Annotated in this window: 19 protein-coding genes; 11 read left to right on the forward strand and 8 right to left on the reverse strand. The window is 22.3% G+C overall.

What is annotated here, in order from left to right; genetic code table 11:
* Window positions 1-3 precede the first annotated feature (3 nt).
* From murG to hisS, 6 genes are all read left to right on the forward strand, one after another.
* The gene (gene murG, locus H0H41_RS01265; protein ID WP_185872436.1) at window positions 4-1110 is read left to right on the forward strand and encodes an undecaprenyldiphospho-muramoylpentapeptide beta-N-acetylglucosaminyltransferase; all 1107 of its coding nucleotides are present in this window, start codon (window positions 4-6) and stop codon (window positions 1108-1110) included.
* Window positions 1107-2483, forward strand: a complete 1377-nt coding sequence (gene murC / locus H0H41_RS01270; protein WP_185872437.1) for a UDP-N-acetylmuramate--L-alanine ligase — start codon at window positions 1107-1109, stop codon at window positions 2481-2483. Before murG ends, murC begins: the two co-directional genes overlap by 4 nt.
* 96 nt (window positions 2484-2579) lie before the next feature.
* Entirely contained in the window at window positions 2580-3206 is a 627-nt protein-coding gene (locus H0H41_RS01275) for a cell division protein FtsQ/DivIB (RefSeq protein ID WP_223843736.1), read from the forward strand.
* A 4-nt stretch (window positions 3207-3210) separates the two neighbouring features.
* Complete coding sequence (gene ftsA / locus H0H41_RS01280) at window positions 3211-4581, forward strand: cell division protein FtsA (RefSeq protein ID WP_185872439.1); 1371 nt, start codon at window positions 3211-3213, stop codon at window positions 4579-4581.
* 11 nt (window positions 4582-4592) lie between these two features.
* A complete protein-coding gene (ftsZ, locus tag H0H41_RS01285) occupies window positions 4593-5942 on the forward strand; it encodes a cell division protein FtsZ (RefSeq protein WP_223843737.1) in 1350 nt (449 codons plus the stop codon).
* 49 nt (window positions 5943-5991) lie between these two features.
* Window positions 5992-7416, forward strand: a complete 1425-nt coding sequence (gene hisS / locus H0H41_RS01290; protein WP_185872440.1) for a histidine--tRNA ligase — start codon at window positions 5992-5994, stop codon at window positions 7414-7416.
* On the opposite strand, the gene pnuC is transcribed toward hisS, so the two are convergent.
* Window positions 7411-8046, reverse strand: coding sequence for a nicotinamide riboside transporter PnuC (gene pnuC / locus H0H41_RS01295; RefSeq protein ID WP_317168632.1), 636 nt, complete (start codon window positions 8044-8046; stop codon window positions 7411-7413). The genes hisS and pnuC overlap by 6 nt on opposite strands.
* On the reverse strand, window positions 8043-8690 hold the full coding sequence (locus H0H41_RS01300) for a 4'-phosphopantetheinyl transferase family protein (protein ID WP_185872441.1): 648 nt from the start codon (window positions 8688-8690) through the stop codon (window positions 8043-8045). Before H0H41_RS01300 ends, pnuC begins: the two co-directional genes overlap by 4 nt.
* An 85-nt stretch (window positions 8691-8775) precedes the next feature.
* Here H0H41_RS01300 and H0H41_RS01305 point away from each other — a divergent pair, with 85 nt between their 5' ends.
* Complete coding sequence (locus H0H41_RS01305) at window positions 8776-9810, forward strand: Mrp/NBP35 family ATP-binding protein (protein ID WP_185872442.1); 1035 nt, start codon at window positions 8776-8778, stop codon at window positions 9808-9810.
* Here the strand turns inward: H0H41_RS01305 and H0H41_RS01310 are convergent, their stop codons facing one another.
* Complete coding sequence (locus tag H0H41_RS01310; protein WP_185872443.1) at window positions 9811-10611, reverse strand: purine-nucleoside phosphorylase; 801 nt, start codon at window positions 10609-10611, stop codon at window positions 9811-9813.
* An 82-nt stretch (window positions 10612-10693) separates the two neighbouring features.
* Entirely contained in the window at window positions 10694-11737 is a 1044-nt protein-coding gene (gene murB, locus H0H41_RS01315; RefSeq protein WP_223843738.1) for a UDP-N-acetylmuramate dehydrogenase, read from the reverse strand.
* A 63-nt stretch (window positions 11738-11800) separates the two neighbouring features.
* On the opposite strand from murB, the gene H0H41_RS01320 reads away from it, so the two are divergent.
* Window positions 11801-12070, forward strand: a complete 270-nt coding sequence (locus H0H41_RS01320) for a YtxH domain-containing protein (protein ID WP_185872444.1) — start codon at window positions 11801-11803, stop codon at window positions 12068-12070.
* Window positions 12071-12438: 368 nt separating this feature from the next.
* On the forward strand, window positions 12439-13200 hold the full coding sequence (gene rlmB, locus H0H41_RS01325) for a 23S rRNA (guanosine(2251)-2'-O)-methyltransferase RlmB (protein ID WP_185872445.1): 762 nt from the start codon (window positions 12439-12441) through the stop codon (window positions 13198-13200).
* Here the strand turns inward: rlmB and pheS are convergent.
* Both pheS and H0H41_RS01335 read right to left on the reverse strand, forming a co-directional pair.
* On the reverse strand, window positions 13184-14167 hold the full coding sequence (gene pheS, locus H0H41_RS01330) for a phenylalanine--tRNA ligase subunit alpha (protein WP_185872446.1): 984 nt from the start codon (window positions 14165-14167) through the stop codon (window positions 13184-13186). The two genes, rlmB and pheS, sit on opposite strands and share 17 nt — an antisense overlap.
* 2 nt (window positions 14168-14169) lie before the next feature.
* A complete protein-coding gene (locus tag H0H41_RS01335) occupies window positions 14170-14532 on the reverse strand; it encodes a hypothetical protein (protein WP_185872447.1) in 363 nt (120 codons plus the stop codon).
* Window positions 14533-14543: 11 nt separating this feature from the next.
* On the opposite strand from H0H41_RS01335, the gene H0H41_RS01340 reads away from it, so the two are divergent.
* Both H0H41_RS01340 and H0H41_RS01345 read left to right on the forward strand, forming a co-directional pair.
* Window positions 14544-15062 carry a CvpA family protein gene (locus H0H41_RS01340; RefSeq protein ID WP_185872448.1) on the forward strand — a complete coding sequence of 173 codons (519 nt, stop codon included), beginning with the start codon at window positions 14544-14546 and terminating at the stop codon, window positions 15060-15062.
* Window positions 15059-16057 carry a LuxE/PaaK family acyltransferase gene (locus H0H41_RS01345; protein WP_185872449.1) on the forward strand — a complete coding sequence of 333 codons (999 nt, stop codon included), beginning with the start codon at window positions 15059-15061 and terminating at the stop codon, window positions 16055-16057. Before H0H41_RS01340 ends, H0H41_RS01345 begins: the two co-directional genes overlap by 4 nt.
* Here the strand turns inward: H0H41_RS01345 and H0H41_RS01350 are convergent.
* Both H0H41_RS01350 and ruvA read right to left on the reverse strand, forming a co-directional pair.
* Window positions 16054-18345 carry an inorganic phosphate transporter gene (locus H0H41_RS01350; protein ID WP_185872450.1) on the reverse strand — a complete coding sequence of 764 codons (2292 nt, stop codon included), beginning with the start codon at window positions 18343-18345 and terminating at the stop codon, window positions 16054-16056. The two genes, H0H41_RS01345 and H0H41_RS01350, sit on opposite strands and share 4 nt — an antisense overlap.
* A gap of 96 nt (window positions 18346-18441) precedes the next feature.
* Complete coding sequence (gene ruvA / locus H0H41_RS01355; RefSeq protein WP_185872451.1) at window positions 18442-19050, reverse strand: Holliday junction branch migration protein RuvA; 609 nt, start codon at window positions 19048-19050, stop codon at window positions 18442-18444.
* Window positions 19051-19081: the final 31 nt, after the last annotated feature.

The raw sequence follows: 19081 nt of genomic DNA on the forward strand, positions 1-19081 counted from the left end.
ATAATGAACAATAATATTTTACCTAGAATAATTATTGGAAGTGGAGGAAGTGGTGGACATATTTATCCTGGAATATCCATTGCAGATGAGCTTAAAAAACAAATTCCAGAAATCAATATTTTATTTATTGGATCTAATAATCATATGGAAATGAAAGAAATTCCTAAATTTGGATATTCTATTGAAAAAATTTATATTTCAGGAGGTAAAGATAAATTTTGTTCTATAAAATGTTTTATCCTATCTATACAATTGATATATAGTTTATTTTTAGCAAATAAAATTATCAAAAAATTTTCTCCAGATATAGTTATTGGAACAGGTGGATTTGTAAGTTTTCCTACTTTATATGCTGCAAAAAAAAATAAAATACCTATTCTTCTTCAAGAACAAAATTCTTTTCCTGGATTAACTAATAGAATATTTTCTCGTTATGCTCATAAAATATGTATTGCTTATGAACAAGCAAAAAAATATTTTCCAAAAGAAAAAACCATAATAACTGGAAATCCAGTTAGATCTGAAATATTCCAAAGACCTAGTAAAGAAAAAGCTTGTATTCATTTAGGATTAAAAGTAGAAAGACCTACTGTTTTATCTATAGGTGGGAGTAAAGGGTCTAATAGTATAAATAATGCTTGGATAAAAGGTTTAAAAAAATTAATAGAATTAGATATACAACTTATATGGCAAGTTGGTAAATTAGATATTCATAGAATCAAAAAAAATAAAATGTCTCATAACTCAAATTTTATTTTAATGGATTTTATTGAAAATATCCCAACATGTTATGCCGCAGCAGATATTATTGTATCTAGAGCTGGTGCTTTAACTATATCAGAAATATGTTTAATAGGAAAACCATATATATTAATTCCTTTTCCTTGGTCTTCCGATGATCATCAAAATAAAAATGCTAAAATATTAGAAGAAAAAGAAGCGGCTTTAATTATTAAAAATGAGGAAATAGAGAAAAAATTAGTGGATTCAACCATTCAATTAGTAAATGATGAAAAAATGAAACAAAAAATGAGTAAAAATATCCTACAATTAGGAAAACCTAAAGCTACCAATGATATTGTTAATGAGATATTACAAATTATTTTATGAACTTAAAAAAAGTTGATTTTTTTTATTTTTTAGGAATAGGAGGTATGGGGATGAGTTCTCTTGCTAGATATTTTCATTCTATAGGAAAAACAGTTTATGGTCATGATAAAAATAGAACTTTATTGACAAATAAATTAGAAGAAGAGGGAATTTACATAAATTATCATGATTGTATAGAAATTTTACCTAAATGGGTCCTTTCTAAAAAATGTTTAATTGTGTATACTCCAGCTATTCCAAATAATCATAAACAATGGATTTATTTAAAGAAATATGGAAAAAATATAAAAAAACGTTCTCAAGTATTGTCATTTATTACAGAAAATGCAATTTGTATAGCAATAGGTGGAACACATGGAAAAACGACAACTTGTACTTTATTAGGCCATATTTTATATAATGCAGGAATTTCCTTTACTTCTTTATTAGGAGGAATATCTGAAAATTATCAATCTAATATTATATTGAATGGAAATAAAATTTTTTTAGTAGAAGCAGATGAATTTGATCATTCTTTTTTATATTTATCACCTAATATAGCATGTATTACGTCTTTTGAACAAGATCATGTAGACATTTATCCAAATAAAAAAATTTTAAAAAAGGCTTATATAGCTTTTTTAAAAAGAATAAAAAAACCATATAAAAAAATATTCCTTTGTAAGGAAGAATCTTTACCATTAATAAAAAACGCTATATATTATTCTGTAATTCAAAAAGCCAATTATTATTCCAATCATATTTCCATCAAAAGAAATAAATGGTATTTTGATTTTCATACTCCTACAGATACATGGAAATTTTTACCTTTACCTATTCCAGGTATACATAATTTAAAAAATATTACAGCAGCGTTGGCTATATCTGATTATTTAAAAATTAATAAAGAAAAAATAAGAAAATCTTTATTTTTATTTAAAGGAATAAAAAGAAGATATTCTATTCATTATCAATCTAAAAATAAAATATATATAGATGATTATGCACATCATCCTACAGAAATAAATGCTTTAATTCAAACAGTTAGAAAGTGTTTTCCAAATAAAAAAATATTAGGTGTTTTTCAACCTCATTTATTTAGTAGGACTAAATTTTTTGAAGAATCTTTTGCAAGAAGTTTAGAAAAACTTGATATTTTAATATTATTAGATATTTATCCAGCTAGAGAATTTTATATGGATGGAATAATTAATTCCAATAATTTATTAAAAAAAATAAAAATGAGTTCTAAAAATAAAGAAATATCAAATTTATCTCAAGTTTTAGAAAAAATTGAAAAAAAACATTTTGATATTATTATTACAATAGGAGCTGGTGATATAGATTCCTTAATTATTCCTATAAAAAAATGGTTATATAAACGATATGGATAAATGAAAAATAAATCCTTTATCCTTATTTTGTTATTATATATAATTTTTATGATCTCTATTTTTTATTTTTCTCAAAAAATACATAAAAACAGAAATTTGAAAAAATTTAATATCATCATTGATCCATTATCTAAAAATCATTTTATAAATGAAGAAATTATTAAAAATATTCTATTTTCTAGAATAGAAAATATTGAAAAAAAAATCGGTCAATTATGTATATTGAGAATGGAAAAAAAATTAAATAATTATCCTTTTATAAAAAAATCGGAAGTGTTTCTTAGTGTAGATGGAACCCTAAATATTAAAATTTGGCAAAAAGAACCTATTTTAAGAATAAAAGATGGTAATAAAGAATATTATCTAACAAAAGATGCAGAAAATTTAGAACTTTCTCCTTTTTATTCGTCAAAAGTTATTTTAGCAAAAGGACCTTTTTCAAAAAAAGAAAAAAAAGATTTAATTAAATTTGTCAATTTTATAAATTATGATGAATTACTAAAAAATCAAATTATTAGCATAAAAAAAAATGATCATAACTTATTTATTTTGATACCGAAAATAGGTAATCATTATATTATATTAGGAAATATAAAGAATTTTAAAAATAAATTGAATAAATTAAAAGCATTTTATAAACAGTACCTAAATAAAATAGATATTAATCGATATAAAAGTATTGATTTGCAATATAAAGACCAAGTAGTAGCAAAAAAAAGATAAATCTATGGAATATCAAGATATAGCTATAGGTCTTGATGTGGGCACCACAAAGATTGTAGCTATGGTAGGAAGGAGAAATGAATATAATAAAATTGAGATCTTAGGTATAGGTAGATCTAAAAGTATAGGGGTGCATAGAGGAGTTGTTAACAATATAACTCAAACAATTGAAGCTATTCGTGAAGCAGTATCTGAAGCAGAACATAGTTCTGGTTTAAAAATAAAAGAAGTTATTGTTGGTATAGCAGGTCAACATATTCGAAGTCTACAACATAATGATTATATTACTAGATTAGATTTTGAAAATGTAATCAATCAAAAAGATATACAAAAATTAATAGATCAAGTTCATAAATTGGTAATGCTTCCAGGAGAAGAAATCATTCATGTTCTTCCACAAGAATATAAAGTTGATAGTCAAGCAGAAATCGGAGAACCAATAGGAATGTATGGAAGTCGTTTAGAAGCAAATTTTCATGTAGTAGTAGGACAAATTTCTTCTATTCGTAATATTGGAAGATGTGTTAAAGCAGCAGGATTGAATTTATCTGGAATGACTTTAGAACCTTTAGCTTCTGCAGAAGCTGTATTAAGCACTGAAGAAAGAGAAGCTGGTGTTGCTTTAGTAGATATAGGAGGAGGGACTACTGATATTGCTATATTTAAAGATAATATTATTCGACATACTGCTGTTATTCCTTTTGGAGGTAATGTTATTACTGAAAATATTAAAACAGATTGTTTGATTATAGAAAGACAAGCTGAATTACTAAAAATAAAATTTGGATCTGCATGGCCTGGAGAAAATAAAGAAACAGAAATTGTTTGTATTCCTGGATTAAGAGGACGTGATCCTAAAGAAATTTCTTTAAAAGATCTTTCTCATATTATACATAAAAGAGTATGTGAAATTTTAGAACAAGTCAATATAGAAATTCAAAATTATGGAAATGAAGAACAAAAAAAAAGACTAATAGCAGGATTAGTTATGACAGGAGGAGGTTCTCAATTAAAACATATTCGTCCTCTATCAGAATATATTACTGGTATGGATGTACGTATAGGTTATTCTAATGAATATATTGCAGGAGAAAAAAATGGTATTATAAGTAATCCAGAATATGCAACGTCTATAGGTTTAGTTATTAAAGGCCTTGATGATAAAAAAAAATATCTTTGTACACCAGATATGGTACATAAATATGATAATAATCATACTTCCGAAGTTATTTCTACAAAATTTTATAATAAAAAACAGAAATTAAATTATGAAGATAATTCGGATCATTCAAAGAAAAAAAATAAAACAAAATCAAAATCTTTTCTTGAAATTTGGGCAGATAAATTCCGTCAAATATTGAATGATACAGAATAATCAATAATGAAATGAAAAAAGAAGATTTTATACAACAAAAAAAAAATAACGTTCAATTTGGATTTTCAAAAAATCGTTCAGCTGCAATAAAAGTAATTGGAGTAGGAGGTGGAGGTAGCAATGCTTTAAGTCATATGTTTGAACAAGGAATTACTGATGTAGATTTTATAGCATGTAATACGGATGCACAAGCTTTAAAAAATAACCCAGTACCTGTAAAAATTCAATTAGGAGCTTCTATTACGGAAGGTTTAGGTGCAGGAGCAGATCCAGAAGTAGGAGAAAAAGCTGCTTTAGAAAGTTTAGAAGAGATAAAAAGTGTTCTAGATTCTAATACTAAGATGACATTTATTACAGCAGGAATGGGGGGTGGAACGGGAACAGGTGCTGCCCCAATTATTGCAGGAATTTCTAAAGAAAAAGGAATTTTAACTGTAGGTATTGTTACAATTCCATTTCATTTTGAAGGAAAAATGAGATTGAAACAAGCTCAAAAAGGTATCGAATCATTAAGAAAAAATGTAGATTCTTTAATTGTTATTAACAATGATAAACTGAGAGAGTTATACGGTAATCTAGGATTTAAAGCTGGATTTGCAAAAGCAGATGAAGTTTTAACTACAGCAGCTAAAGGTATTGCAGAAGTAATCACTCATCATTATAAACAAAATATAGATTTAAGAGATACTAGAACTGTTCTTAAAGAAAGTGGAACAGCTGTTATGGGGTCTTCTATTTCTGTTGGTGAGAATAGAGCAAAAGAAGCGGTAGTACAAGCTTTGGATTCTCCATTATTAAATGATAATAAAATTACGGGAGCAAAAAATGTTCTTTTACTTATTGTTTCAGGAAAAATAGAAATTACTATAGATGAAATTGGAATAATTAGTGATTATATACAAAAAGAAGCAGGTAATAATGCTAATATTATTATGGGGATAGGAGAGGACGATAGTTTAGAAGAAAGTATATCCGTAACTATAGTAGCTACAGGCTTTCCTACTGAAATTCAGAGAGCTATTAATCATGAAGAGAAAAAAATTTTTCATAGGTTAGAAGAACCATATGAGCAAAGATTAAAAAAAATAGAAGAAGTAGATTCTTATTCTCAAAAAATAAATTTTTATACAAGAAAAAAAGACTATTCCAATCATTTAGAAAAATATTCTTCTAATAAGAAAAAAGAAAATTTTTCATTAAATCAAAAAAAAAGTGTTTTTGATAAATCTATTAATTCAAATTTTATAGAAAAAAAACAAAATAAAAAATATATGATGCTAGAAGATAGTTTTGATCTTCCTATTTCATATAATGAAAATGAAAAAATTTTAAAAAATAGTATTCGTAAAGAAAAAAAATAATAAAAATGAAAAATTTAATGATTTTTAATATTTTAATATTTATTAGATTATGAAGTCACTTAATATTCCTAAAGGAACTAGGGATTTTTCATTTATTGAGATGAGTAAACGAAATTATTTAATTAAAATTATTCGAGAAAAATTTGAACTTTTTGGTTACCATCCAATAGAAACCCCTTCTTTTGAAAAAATTTCTACTCTTATTGGTAAATATGGAGAAGAAGGAGATTATTTAATGTTTAAATTACTTCATTCAGGTAATGTTTTAAAAAAAATAATTTCAGATATTTTTAGAAAAATAAATAATAAGGAAAAAACGATTGATATCAAAAAATTTTTAATTGAACATATAGCTAATAAAGCTCTTCGATATGATTTAACGGTTCCTTTTGTACGTTATGTAGGAATGCATAAAAATGAAATAGTTTTTCCTTTTAAAAGATATCAAATACAACCTGTATGGCGTGCGGATAACCCTCAAAAAGGAAGATTTAGAGAATTTTATCAATGTGATGTAGATATAATATCATCATATTATAGGTCTTTATGGGAAGAAATAGAATTAATTCAACTTTGTGACGAAATTTTTACAAAACTTAATTTTCCTATTATTATATATATGAATCATAGAGATATATTAGGAGGATTAGTGGAAATTTCTGGTATAAAAAATAATTTATGGAAAGATTTTATTACATCATTAGATAAATGGAATAAAATTGGAAAAAATTTAGTAAAAAAAGAAATGTTGTGTAAAGGTATTTCATCTCAATCATTTGATAAAATTGCATTTTTTTTCGATATGAAAGAAAATTTTATAAAAAAAGAAAAATATTTAACTATCGCTTTTAAATATTCTAAAATAGGAAAAAATGGAATAAAAGATCTTAGTTTTATTTATAAAAATATAAATAGTATTTCTTTAAAAAATACAAAATTAGAATGGAATATTTCTTTAGCTAGAGGAATGAATTATTATACAGGAACAATATTAGAAATTGTCCCATTTCATAATAATAATACTAATTATTCAAATTATATTTCTATTGGTGGAGGAGGACGATATGATAAATTATCTCATTTATTTGGAATGAAAAATCTTTATGGAGTAGGAATTTCTTTAGGTTTAGATAGAATTTATTTAGCTATGGAAAAAAAAAATTTATTACAAACTATTTATAGTTATCCTTCAAAAGTTTTATTTATTAATTTTGGAGATGAAGAAGTTTTGTATGCATATACAATGATAAATTTTTTGAGACAAAAAGGAATTTCTACTCAATTATATCCTCATGCGGTTAAAATAGGAAAACAATTTAAATACGCTAATGATAATAATATTCCATTTACTATTAGTATAGGAAAAAATGAAATTAAAAGAAGGAAAATAAAAGTAAAAAATATTAAAGAAAGAACAGAAAAAGAATATGATAATATAAATGATGTTGTTAATCAATTAAATATTGATTTATAATAAATTAATTGCTTTTTTTTTCCAAATGAAAAAACCTCCTATAGCTAATAAAAAAAGAATGATAAATAAAATACTTGTTAATATAAAACCTTTCAAAAAATAAATAGGAACAGAAATGACGTTTCCAATCATCCAAAATATCCAATTTTCTACTTTTTTCATAGACATTTGATACATTCCAGAAAAATAAATACCTGTTGTTAATACATCCATCCAATCAAAATGAGATTGAAGTTTTCCATAAAAATAATAAACCATTATACTAAAAATGCATGTCATTAAAAATAAAATAGATGTGTAAAAATAATCTTTTTGATTACAAAAGGTAATATACTTTACTTTATTTTTTTTATTTTTTTTTTGGATCCATACATATAATCCATAAAAACTCATCATTGTATAATACATATTAATAATAAAATCACCATAAAGAGAAGTAACAAAAGTTAAATAACTATATATTATAGTACTTACTATTCCTATAGGATATCCCCATATATTATTTTTTTGAATAAAAATAACACTAAATACTGTCAATGATACAGCAGTAAATTCTAAAATAATAGAAAAAATATTATTATTATAATAAGGTGATAAAATAATATTGATACAATCATTTATTAGATTCATTTATCTATAATATAAACTAAGTAATGTTCTTCTATTTTTCTATAAAAAGCATAAAATATCTTACAATAAGTTTTTTTTATTATCCAACATGATATACAATAATCTTTTTTAAGGAAAAAAGGAGAAACTTTATAACGATCTAAAAAACTATTATATATACCTCCTTCTAGTTTATATAAACTTTCTTTAATTCCCCATATAATATGCAAATAATCTTTTTCATAATTTTTTTTAATAAAAATAGATTCATCTTCTCTAAGAAATTTTTTCTTTATTTTAATTATTTTGTTATCTTTTCGTAATTTTTCTATATCGATACCTATTTTATAAGAACTTATAGCTATAGCGATCCTTTCAAAAGAATGACTTAATGAAATATGTTTTCCTTTAGAAAAAATAAATGGTTTTCTTTTTTCATTATAAAAAATATTCATTTTTATTCCTATTATATATCTCAATGCATAACGTATTCCTAAAAATTCTTTTTTGCGTTTTTCCGATAAAGAAAAAAAAAACATTTTATCTTTATCGGAAAAAATTAGTTTTTCTAAAAACGTTTTTTTAAAAAAAAATTGCCATTTATCCCATTTAAAAACTATAATTTTTGTATGAAATTTATAAAATTTATAGGGATATGAATCCATATTACGTAGTATTTTTTTCAATCTAGTCATTTTTTTTGTACTATTGTGATTTATACTACTAAAAAAAATAGAATATTCTTTATGTATGAAAAAAGAAATTGAAAAAGCATTAAAAAATGTTATTCTTATGAATAAGAAAAATATTATTGAATCTGGTTTTGTAAAAAAAATAGATTTATTAAATAATAAAATAGTAATCTATTTGATATTAGATAATCCAGCTATGCATTTCAAAAATGAACTAATAAAAAATATAAAAAATTCTATAAAAAGTATAAATATATTATATACAATATGTTTCAAAATAGAAATGAAATCAGAATCATCTATCAATATAAAACCTGTTATAAAAAATATAATAGCTATAGCTTCTGGAAAGGGTGGAGTAGGAAAATCTACAATAGCAACTAATATTGCTGTTTCTTTAAAAGAAATGGGATTTCATGTTGGATTATTAGATGCTGATATATATGGTCCTTCTATACCATTAATGTTTAATATTGAAAAAAAAAATATTAATACCATAACACATAAAAATGGTATCATAAATCCTATTATTAGTTATGGAGTAAAAATTTTATCTATAGGTTTTTTTTTAAAATATGGAGAAGCTATTGTTTGGAGAGGTCCAATGGTTACTAAAGTTTTGAGACAATTTATTCATGAAACTTATTGGGGAGAGTTAGATTTTTTAATTGTAGATTTACCACCAGGAACAGGTGATATTCATTTATCTATTTTGCAAGAAATTACATTACAAGGAATTGTTATAGTTAGTACATCTCAAAAAATAGCATTATCTGATGTAAATAGATCAGTTGGAATGTTTCGTATGAAATCTATTTATGTTCCAATTATTGGAATTATAGAAAATATGTCATTTTTTTTTACAAAAAAAGAAAAAGAAAAATACTATTTTTTTGGGAAAAATGGAGTAAAAAATTTTTCCAAAAAAAGTAATATATTCTTTCTTGGAGAAATACCTATGTTACAAGAAATACGAAAATATTCAGATTTAGGAATTCCTATTGTTTTAAAAAATGATATAATTAAAAATATGTTTATAAATATTACAAAAAATATCATCAATCAAATCAATCAATTGTACATAAAAAATTAATTATAAACAAAGTTTGATAAAGTCTTTTATTATTAATATTAAAAGAGATATAGATTTTTTATTTTCATGAAAAAATGTATTTTTATAATCTTCATGATTTTGAATATTATATTTAGATAATCCCATAACAATAATAGAAATGGCAAAAACTCGTAGATTCATACATCTAGCAGTTATTACGTCTTTTACTATATTCCTTCCAACACTATCTCCACCTATAGATTGTATCATAGCATATTCTGCATAAGTTTTATAATAAAAGTAGGGAAAAGCTACATAAACTCCTTTTTGTATAATTATGTTATGATTCATAGCTATATTTTCTGCAATTTCTAACATATTTTGATCATATGGCTTTGTTATTTCAAAAAATCTATTTTTTAGAAAATCATTAGGAATTTCTGGAAATAAATTTATATGATCTTTAATCAACATAACATCTCCCATTTTATAATTTGGGTTAACTCCTCCAGAAATATTAATCAATATTAATTTATCAATACCTATATTTTTACATAAAATAATAGTAAAATAGTTGATTCTATTATCTTTTTTTTCAGAAAAATGTTCTATTAAAAATACTACATTTTTACCTTCTATTTTACCAAATAAAAATTTTCCATATAATTTTTTTTTCGAAAAAATGGGTATTTCTTCATAAAAAATACATATAGGATTTTGAATTTCTTCTATCAATTTATCAAATTGATTTTCTAATAATAAAATTCCAAAATCAGGTTTTTCTTTAATTTTATTTTGTATGTATTTTTTTGATTTTTCTAAAATCATATTCATTGACATAAATTCAATTTTTCAATTTATACAGAATGTAATTTTTTCCTGAAAAATATTTTGATTTATTTTTTTTCATAGGGTTTATTTTTTATCGTATGATATTTACTTCTATTGATAAAGGAATATTAAATTTTTTTTTTATGTCTTTTGTTATTTTTTTTGATAAATAATATATATCTATTCCATTAGCTTTTCCATAGTTTACTAAAATAATAGGATGTTTATCATATACTCCTACATTTCCAATTTTTTTCCCTTTCCATCCTGCATTTTCAATTAATGAGCTAGCAGATAGTTTGATTTTATTATTAGAAATATTATATCCAATAATATCGGGATATTTATTTTTGATTTTTTGAAAATCAAAAATATTTACTGTAGGATTAATAAAAAAACTACCAGCATTTCCAATTTTTTTTGTATTTGGAATTTTACGATTTCTTATTTTAAAAAGAGCTTTACTGAAATCATGAATAGTCGGTTTTTTAATATTCATATTTTTTAATTCATTTTTAATTTCTACATAGGATGTATTCAATTTTTTATATTTTTTTAAAAAAAAATAAACAGATAAAATTATAAATTTATTTTTATTATGAGTATCCTTGAAAAAGGAATAACGATATTGAAATTTACATTCTTCACGTGTAAATTCTATTATTTTTTTATTATTTATTTCATATGCTTGTACTTTTAATAAAGTATCTTTTATTTCTACTCCATAAGCTCCAATATTTTGAATAGGCGCAGCTCCAACTGTTCCAGGAATAAATAATAAATTTTCTAATCCACTAAATCCTTTTTGTATGGTCCATTTAACAAATTCATTCCAATTTTCCCCAGCGTAAGCTTGAATAATAACTGTATAATTATTTTCATGTATTATTTTTTTACCTTTTATTCCTATTTTCATAACTAATCCTGGATAATAATTTTTTAAAAAAAGAATATTACTTCCATTTCCTAAGAAAAGTTTTGTAATAGATGGATATATATCAAAAATTTTTTTAATATCTTTGATACTTTTCACTTCTACAAAATAACGAGCATAAATATTTATTCCAAATGTATTCAATTTTTTGAGAGAAAAATTTTGTTTAATTAACATACGAATAATATTGTATAAATACATAAATACAATTTTGTGCGTAAATTGATTAAATTTATCCGTAAAAATATAAAATTGTTATTTTTTATGAAAAGAGGAGGAAATTTTTTTTGGGGTTTTTTGATAGGTACCATGGCTGGTTTAGTAATGGGAATTATGTTCATTCCAAGAAAAGAGGAAAAAATAAAAAATATACTAGGGGAAAAAAAAGAAGAATTAAAAGATAATTTTCAAGAAATTAGTAAAAAAATTGGTAAAAAAGTAGATCAAATAAAATCTAATTTTGAAAAAATGTGGAAAAAAAATAAAATAGATAAGGAAAAAATAGATCAAATAGAAGATGAATTAGGTACTTAAGTAGTTTTTTATTTTTTTATGTTCATTTTTATTAAAAATTTTATACATAAAAAATGGTGTATTTTAAAAGATGAAATTTTTCAAGTATTGATTTCCATCATAGGAGAAATTTTTTTGAATTTTTTTTTATTAATATTTTGTATTATTATATTTTTTTTAGGTAGTATTTCTTTATGTTTTTTTATTTCATTTTATTTGGGAAATTATGTAATTGGATTTGGACTTATAACTATTTTATATTTTTTGATCTTTTTTTTATTTTTTTTTTGTAGAAATATTTCACGGTTTTTTATAAAAAATTTATTAAAAAAATCTATTTTTAGAATTTTTGATAAAAATAAAAAAAATTAAAATTATTATTATTTACTATGAAAAAAGTAGAAATTGTTTATGGAATACATCCTTTAATAGAAGCTATTAAATCTAAAAAAATTATTAATAAACTTTTTTTTCAAAAAGGATTAAAACAAGGATCTAATGCTTATAAAAAATTAATAAATATTTCTAAAAAAGAAAATATTCCCATTCAAATAGTTTCAAAACAAAAATTTTTTCAATTAAAAAATAAAAATCATCAAGGAGTTTTTGCTTTACTTTCTCCTATAAAAACTTATCAAATAGAAGATTTACTTCCTATATTTTATGAAAGAAAAATAAATCCACTTTTGGTAATTTTAGATCGAATTACAGATGTAAGAAATTTTGGATCCATAATACGTACTTCTGCATGTGTTGGAGCAAATGCTATTATTATTCCAAAAAAATCGACAGCAATGATTGGATCTGATTCTATTAAAACTTCTTCAGGTGCTTTATTTAAAGTTCCAATATGTCAAGAAAAAAATATTCAAAATACTATAACGTTTTTAATAAATTATGGATTAAAAATTGTATCTGCTACGGAAAAATCCAATATATATTGGTATAATATTGATCTTTCAGGACCATTAGCTTTAATATTAGGAAATGAAGAAAAAGGTATTTCTCCAAAAAATTTAAAAATTTCCTGTGAAAAAATAAAAATTCCAGTAATAAAAGGAATTTCGTCTTTAAATGTATCTGTAGCATGTGGAATTATTTTATATGAAGTTTTACGACAAAGAAAATATAAGTCTAAAATTCATATTTAAATTGTTTTAAAAAACGAATATCATTATCAAAATAAATTCTAATATCTTTCATATGATAAATCATTAAAGTTAAACGCTCTATTCCCAATCCAAAAGCAAATCCATAATAAATTTCTGGGTCAATATTTACATTTTTTAAAACTTCTGGGTCTATCATTCCACAACCCATAATTTCTAACCATTTATTATTATAGGATATATCTACTTCAGCGCTAGGTTCTGTAAATGGGAAATAAGATGGACGAAATCTTATTTTTGCTTTTCCAAAAAGAGAAGTTATTAAATAATGAACCGTTTGTTTTAGATCGGAAAAGGAAACTTTTTTATCTATATAAAATCCTTCTGCTTGATGAAACATAAAATTGGAATGTGATGAAATCGTTTCATTTCTATATACTTTTCCTATAGATAGAACACGAAAAGGTGGACTATATTTTTTCATATATCGTATTTGTATAGATGAAGTATGTGTACGTAATAAAATATCTGGATTTTTATATAAAAAAAATGTATCCTGCATATCTCTAGATGGATGATAAATTGGAATATTTAAAGCAGTAAAGTTATGCCAATCATCCTCTATTTCTGGTCCGTCTACATAAGTAAATCCAATTTTTAGAAAAATATCTATTATTCTATTTTTCATAATAGATAACGGGTGTATTGATCCCAATTCTATAGATTTTCCAGGTATAGTAGGATCATATTTGAGTATTTTTTCATTTTGAATATTATTTTTTGATTTATAATGAAAGATTTTTTTTTGAACTTCTTTTTTTAATTCATTGATAATTATTCCATAATTTTTTCTTTTATAAATGGATATATCTTTTAATTCTTTAAATAATATTGTTATAATTCCTTTTTTTTTCCCTAATAATTTTCCTCTAAATGAATTTAAATCATCAGATGTTTTTATATGAAAATATTTAATATATTTTTTTATTTTATCTATTTTTTTATCCATATTTATTCAATAATATTTTCTTCGTTCATATAACGAATGATAGCTTTTTGAATTAAAAATAATTGTTTTTTTTGATTAAAAGGAATTTTGGATTTTAATATATAATGAGGCCATCCTTCCTTATCTTTTCCAAGAAAAGAATAATAACCAAAAGGTTCTAATATTCTACATATTGCAATATGTAGAATATTAATTTTATCTTCTTTATTTAAAGATCTATTTTTACCTTTACCAAGTTCTTGAATTCCTATTAAATAAATAATTCCAATAATATCAATTTGTCCTTCTATGGAAAAATGATTTTTTATATATGATATTACTTTATTCCAATTAATATGAAATTTTTGTATAAATTTTTTTTTCATATTTATAAATTATGTTAATATTAGATATAATCATTATTATTTTAGTTTTAAATGGAGGATATCATGGTTATAAAAAAGGTTTAATTTATCAATTTTTTGTATTCATGATATTTTTAATTTTTATTTATAAAGGAATTATTATATTTGATTTTATTAAAAAAATAAATGTAGTAGTAGTAAATAAAGAATCTTATTTTTTTATAATTTCTTCTATCATTATTTTTTTTCTTTCTATAATTTTTTTATCTTTTTTATCAAAAAAAATTATAGAATTAATTATGATAATTACATGGATGAAACCTATTGATAAATTCTTGGGTGGAATATTAGGCATGATTAAATATTTTTTTTGGATTTCAATATGTCTTTTTTTTCTAAAAGAAGTAAATAAAAAAATAAATATAATTCCTTATAGTTTTTTTCAAAATTCTTTTGAAAAAGAGTTTCAATTTTTTTTTTCTAAAAAAGGATACTTATTTTATAAATTGAAAGAATTATATTTTTATTTTCAAATTTTATTTTTAAAATGAGTTTTAAAAATAAAATTTTTTCGTTTTTATCAAAAAATGAATTTGAAAATTTAACATTGGATATATTTCATTACCAAATAAAATATAATAAAATTTATAAAAATTATCTTCAATCATTAAAAATTGATCCAATAGAAATAAAAAATATTTCTCAAATTCCTTTTTTACCTATTTCTTTTTTTAAAACACATTGTATTTGTCATAATACCAAAAGTATTCCAGATATAATTTTTACTAGTAGCGGAACAACAGGTATAAAAAAAAGTAAACATTATGTAGAAGATTTAAGTATTTATCTAAATAGTATTAAAAAAGGATTTGAATTTTTTTATGGTCCAATAGAAAAATTTAAATTTTTAGGACTTATTCCTACTGATAGAAATGATTCTTCTTTAATTTATATGGTAAAATATTTTATACAAAAGACCATTAAAAATGGAAGTCATTTTATTTCTTCTTCTTATTCTTATAAAAGAAAAAATATTATTTTTCCTGAAAAAAAAAATATTTTAATTTTTGGACTTAGTTTTTCTTTATTAGATTTTATAAAAAAAAATGTTGGTAACAGTAAAAGAAAAAATGAATATAAAAAAAACGTTATTATTATGGAGACAGGAGGAATGAAAGGTAAACGAAAAGAAATAATTAGAGAAGAATTACATAATATATTAAAAAAATTTTTTTTTGTCGATGAAATTCATTCGGAATATGGAATGACGGAATTGCTTTCTCAAGCATATGCAAAAAAAAACGGTATATTTCGATGTCCTCCTTGGATGAAAATATATATAAGAGATCCGGAAGATCCTTTTATTCATATAAATAATAATAAAATAGGAGGTATTGATATTATAGATTTATCTAATTATTTGTCTTGTCCTTTTATTTCAACAGAAGATTTAGGAAGAAAAATAAATGAAGAAGAATTCGAAGTCTTAGGAAGAATGGATTTTTCAGATATACGAGGATGTAATATAATGAACATTAAAATCTAAAAAATTATAAATGATGCATCTTTTTTTGATGATATATTTTTTTTATATAATAAAATAATATCTTTTATACTTTTTGTTATTTTTTTTGATTGTAAAAGAATATCTAACATTAATAATGTATTTTTTTTTCCATATTTTTGAGAAATAATTCCCATTACTTGTTGATTCATTTGTTCCTCTATTTTATTTAGAATTTTATTTTGTATTGTACAAGGAAATTGAATTTTTTGTAAATTTTTATTTATTGTTATTTTTTTAATAATGTGAAAATGTTCAATCATTAAATTTTCAAGAATTAATAAATTTTTTTTCTGTTTATATTTTAAAGGTGTATGACTATTTATTACATGAAATAATGTATGATTAGTAATAATATCTGATGATTCAATAATATCTTTAGTTTTGTTATATATATGTAAATAAATAATACCATAAGTAGTTTTACTGGTTTTTGTATTTCTAATCACTTGAATTAAAGTGTTTTGTATATTTTTAAAATTTTCTTTTAATTTTAAAAAAATATTTCTACTATATTGAAGAGTTTTAAAATTTTCTTGAGTAATTCCTTCTATACTACTTTTATACATTTCCTCTATATATTCAAGTATTGTTTTAAAAATATAAAATGTTTTATTTAAAGTTGTTTCTATAGGAATATTTACTATAATATCAAAAAATGGTTTTTCCTTTTGTCTTTTTTTTTGATGATATTTTTTATAACTTTTATAAAAAACAAATAAAATTAAAAAAATAAGAGAATATAAAGCCCATTCTTTAAAAAAGTATAAAAAAGAAGCAATTATTCCTGATATAATAAAAGCCATGAAACCTGTTAAAAACCATCCTCTTATAACTTTTAACACTCCTGAAATTCTATAAACAGCACTTTCTCTATCCCAAGCTCTATCTGAAAGAGAAGTCCCCATAGACACCATAAAAGTGACAAAAGTAGTAGATAATGGTAATTTTTTAACCGTTGCTATAGATATTAATATGCTAGATATAGTTAAATTAGCAGAAGCTCTAACTAAATCAAAAGCAATATTTTCTTTTTTTTGTATTTTTTTTTGCTTAAAATTTTTTTCTATTTTAACCAAAAATCTTTTTGGAAATAATTTAAAAAAACTTTTTCCAAAGTATAAAAAAAATCGAACAATTCCTCTAGAAAAAGAATTGGATAAAAATTTTTCTGATCCTTCATTTTGTCTACTTAAATTAATTTCTGTACTAGTTATGTTTTTTGTTTTTTTAGAAAACCAAAGAGTTATTATCATAATCATTCCTGCAATAATTAAAATAATAGATGGAACTTTCACATTTCCCGACAAACCTTTCATATTGAATTTTTCAGGAGGGGGGCTACCTGCTTTTATCCATATCTTATAAGATTGTATTCCAGCTATAGGGATTCCTATAAAGTTTACTAAATCATTTCCTGCAAAAGCCATAGCTAAAGAAAAAGTTCCATATAATACAACAAATTTTAATATATTATATCCTAAAGAAACAAATATTTTCGCTATAATTGTCCATGTTAAAAATAATATAATCAAAAAAATAAAAAAATTATGATGAATACATTTTATAAAATGTTGAATGAATAAGGAAAATCCTGTTAAATTATTATTAATAAAACCTTGAAATGTACTATGTAATCCTCTTATAATAAGAAAATAAGTCATACAACTTAATGAAATAGCCGTCCATATTACTCCTACATGTTTTAATTTATTTTCATATTCAAAACCAAATAAATAACGAATAAAATAGTGAATAAAAGAACCAGAAATAAAAGAAATTATAATAGATAAAAAAATACCTATACTAATAGTTAATGTTTTTTCTGTTTTAATGTATAAAGTTAAATGATGAAATGGCTCATTATTTAATGGAGAACTCATTTTAATGATTGCTATACTAAATGCTCCACCTAATAAACAAAAAACCATAGATACTGTAGTAGAAGTGGGTAATCCTAAAGTATTAAAAATATCCAATAATATAATATCAGATATCATAACAGCTAAAAAAATAAAAATAATATCTGAAAAATAAAAATAAGAAGGATCAAAAACCCCTTTTCTTGCTACTTCCATCATTCCGCTAGATAAAACCGCTCCTAATAAAATACCTAAACTAGCAAAAGACATAATTATTTTTCGAGATGCAACTTTAGATCCAATGGCAGAATTTAAAAAATTAACAGCATCATTAATTAATCCAACAATAAGATCAAATATAGATAATAAAAAAAGAACCACTATAATTGAGGAATAAAAAAATTTCATAATAATAAGAGGTATTATTGAATACACAAAAAAAAGAAAAAGTATATTATTTTTCAGGTTTATTTTTTTTATACATAAAAAATTATTTTTCTGATTTTACAATTTTTTTAAAGATTCTTTAATAAGATTTTCTACAGAAAATTCGGGATTTTCATTTAAAACATCATCCAAAACCTTTTTAGATTTTTTGATAGAAAATCCAAGTATAATCAAAGCGTTTAAAGCTTCTTCTTTTATTAAAAAAGGTGTTTTTTCCAAAAATTTTACATTTTTTCCTTTTTTAGGAAAAATGTCTTTAGTAAATTTATCTTTTAGTTCAATAATAATTCTTTGAGCAGTTTTGGTCCCAATTCCTTTTACTTGATTAAAACTTTTTATATCCTCTTTATATATAGATTTTTCTATTTCATATGGAGTTAGAGAAGATAATAACATGATAGCAGAATTTGGTCCTATTCCATTAACAGATATCAAATAAGAAAATATTTTTCTTTCTTTTTTTTCAAAAAAACCATACAAAACATGTTGATTTTCTTTTATAAAAAGATAAGTATAGATACATATATCTTTTTCTTTTTTTATTATTTTTAATAAAGAAGAATAAGTATATGATGAAATATGAATATAATATCCTACTCCATGACAATCTATTATTAAATAAGATTGATTTTTTTCTATTAATTTTCCTCTTAAATGTGTTATCACAGTATCATAAAAAAAAAGTCTAACAAATAGA

The organism is Blattabacterium cuenoti (assembly GCF_014252255.1).
In the GTDB taxonomy this organism is placed as follows: Bacteria; Bacteroidota; Bacteroidia; order Flavobacteriales; family Blattabacteriaceae; genus Blattabacterium; species Blattabacterium cuenoti_J.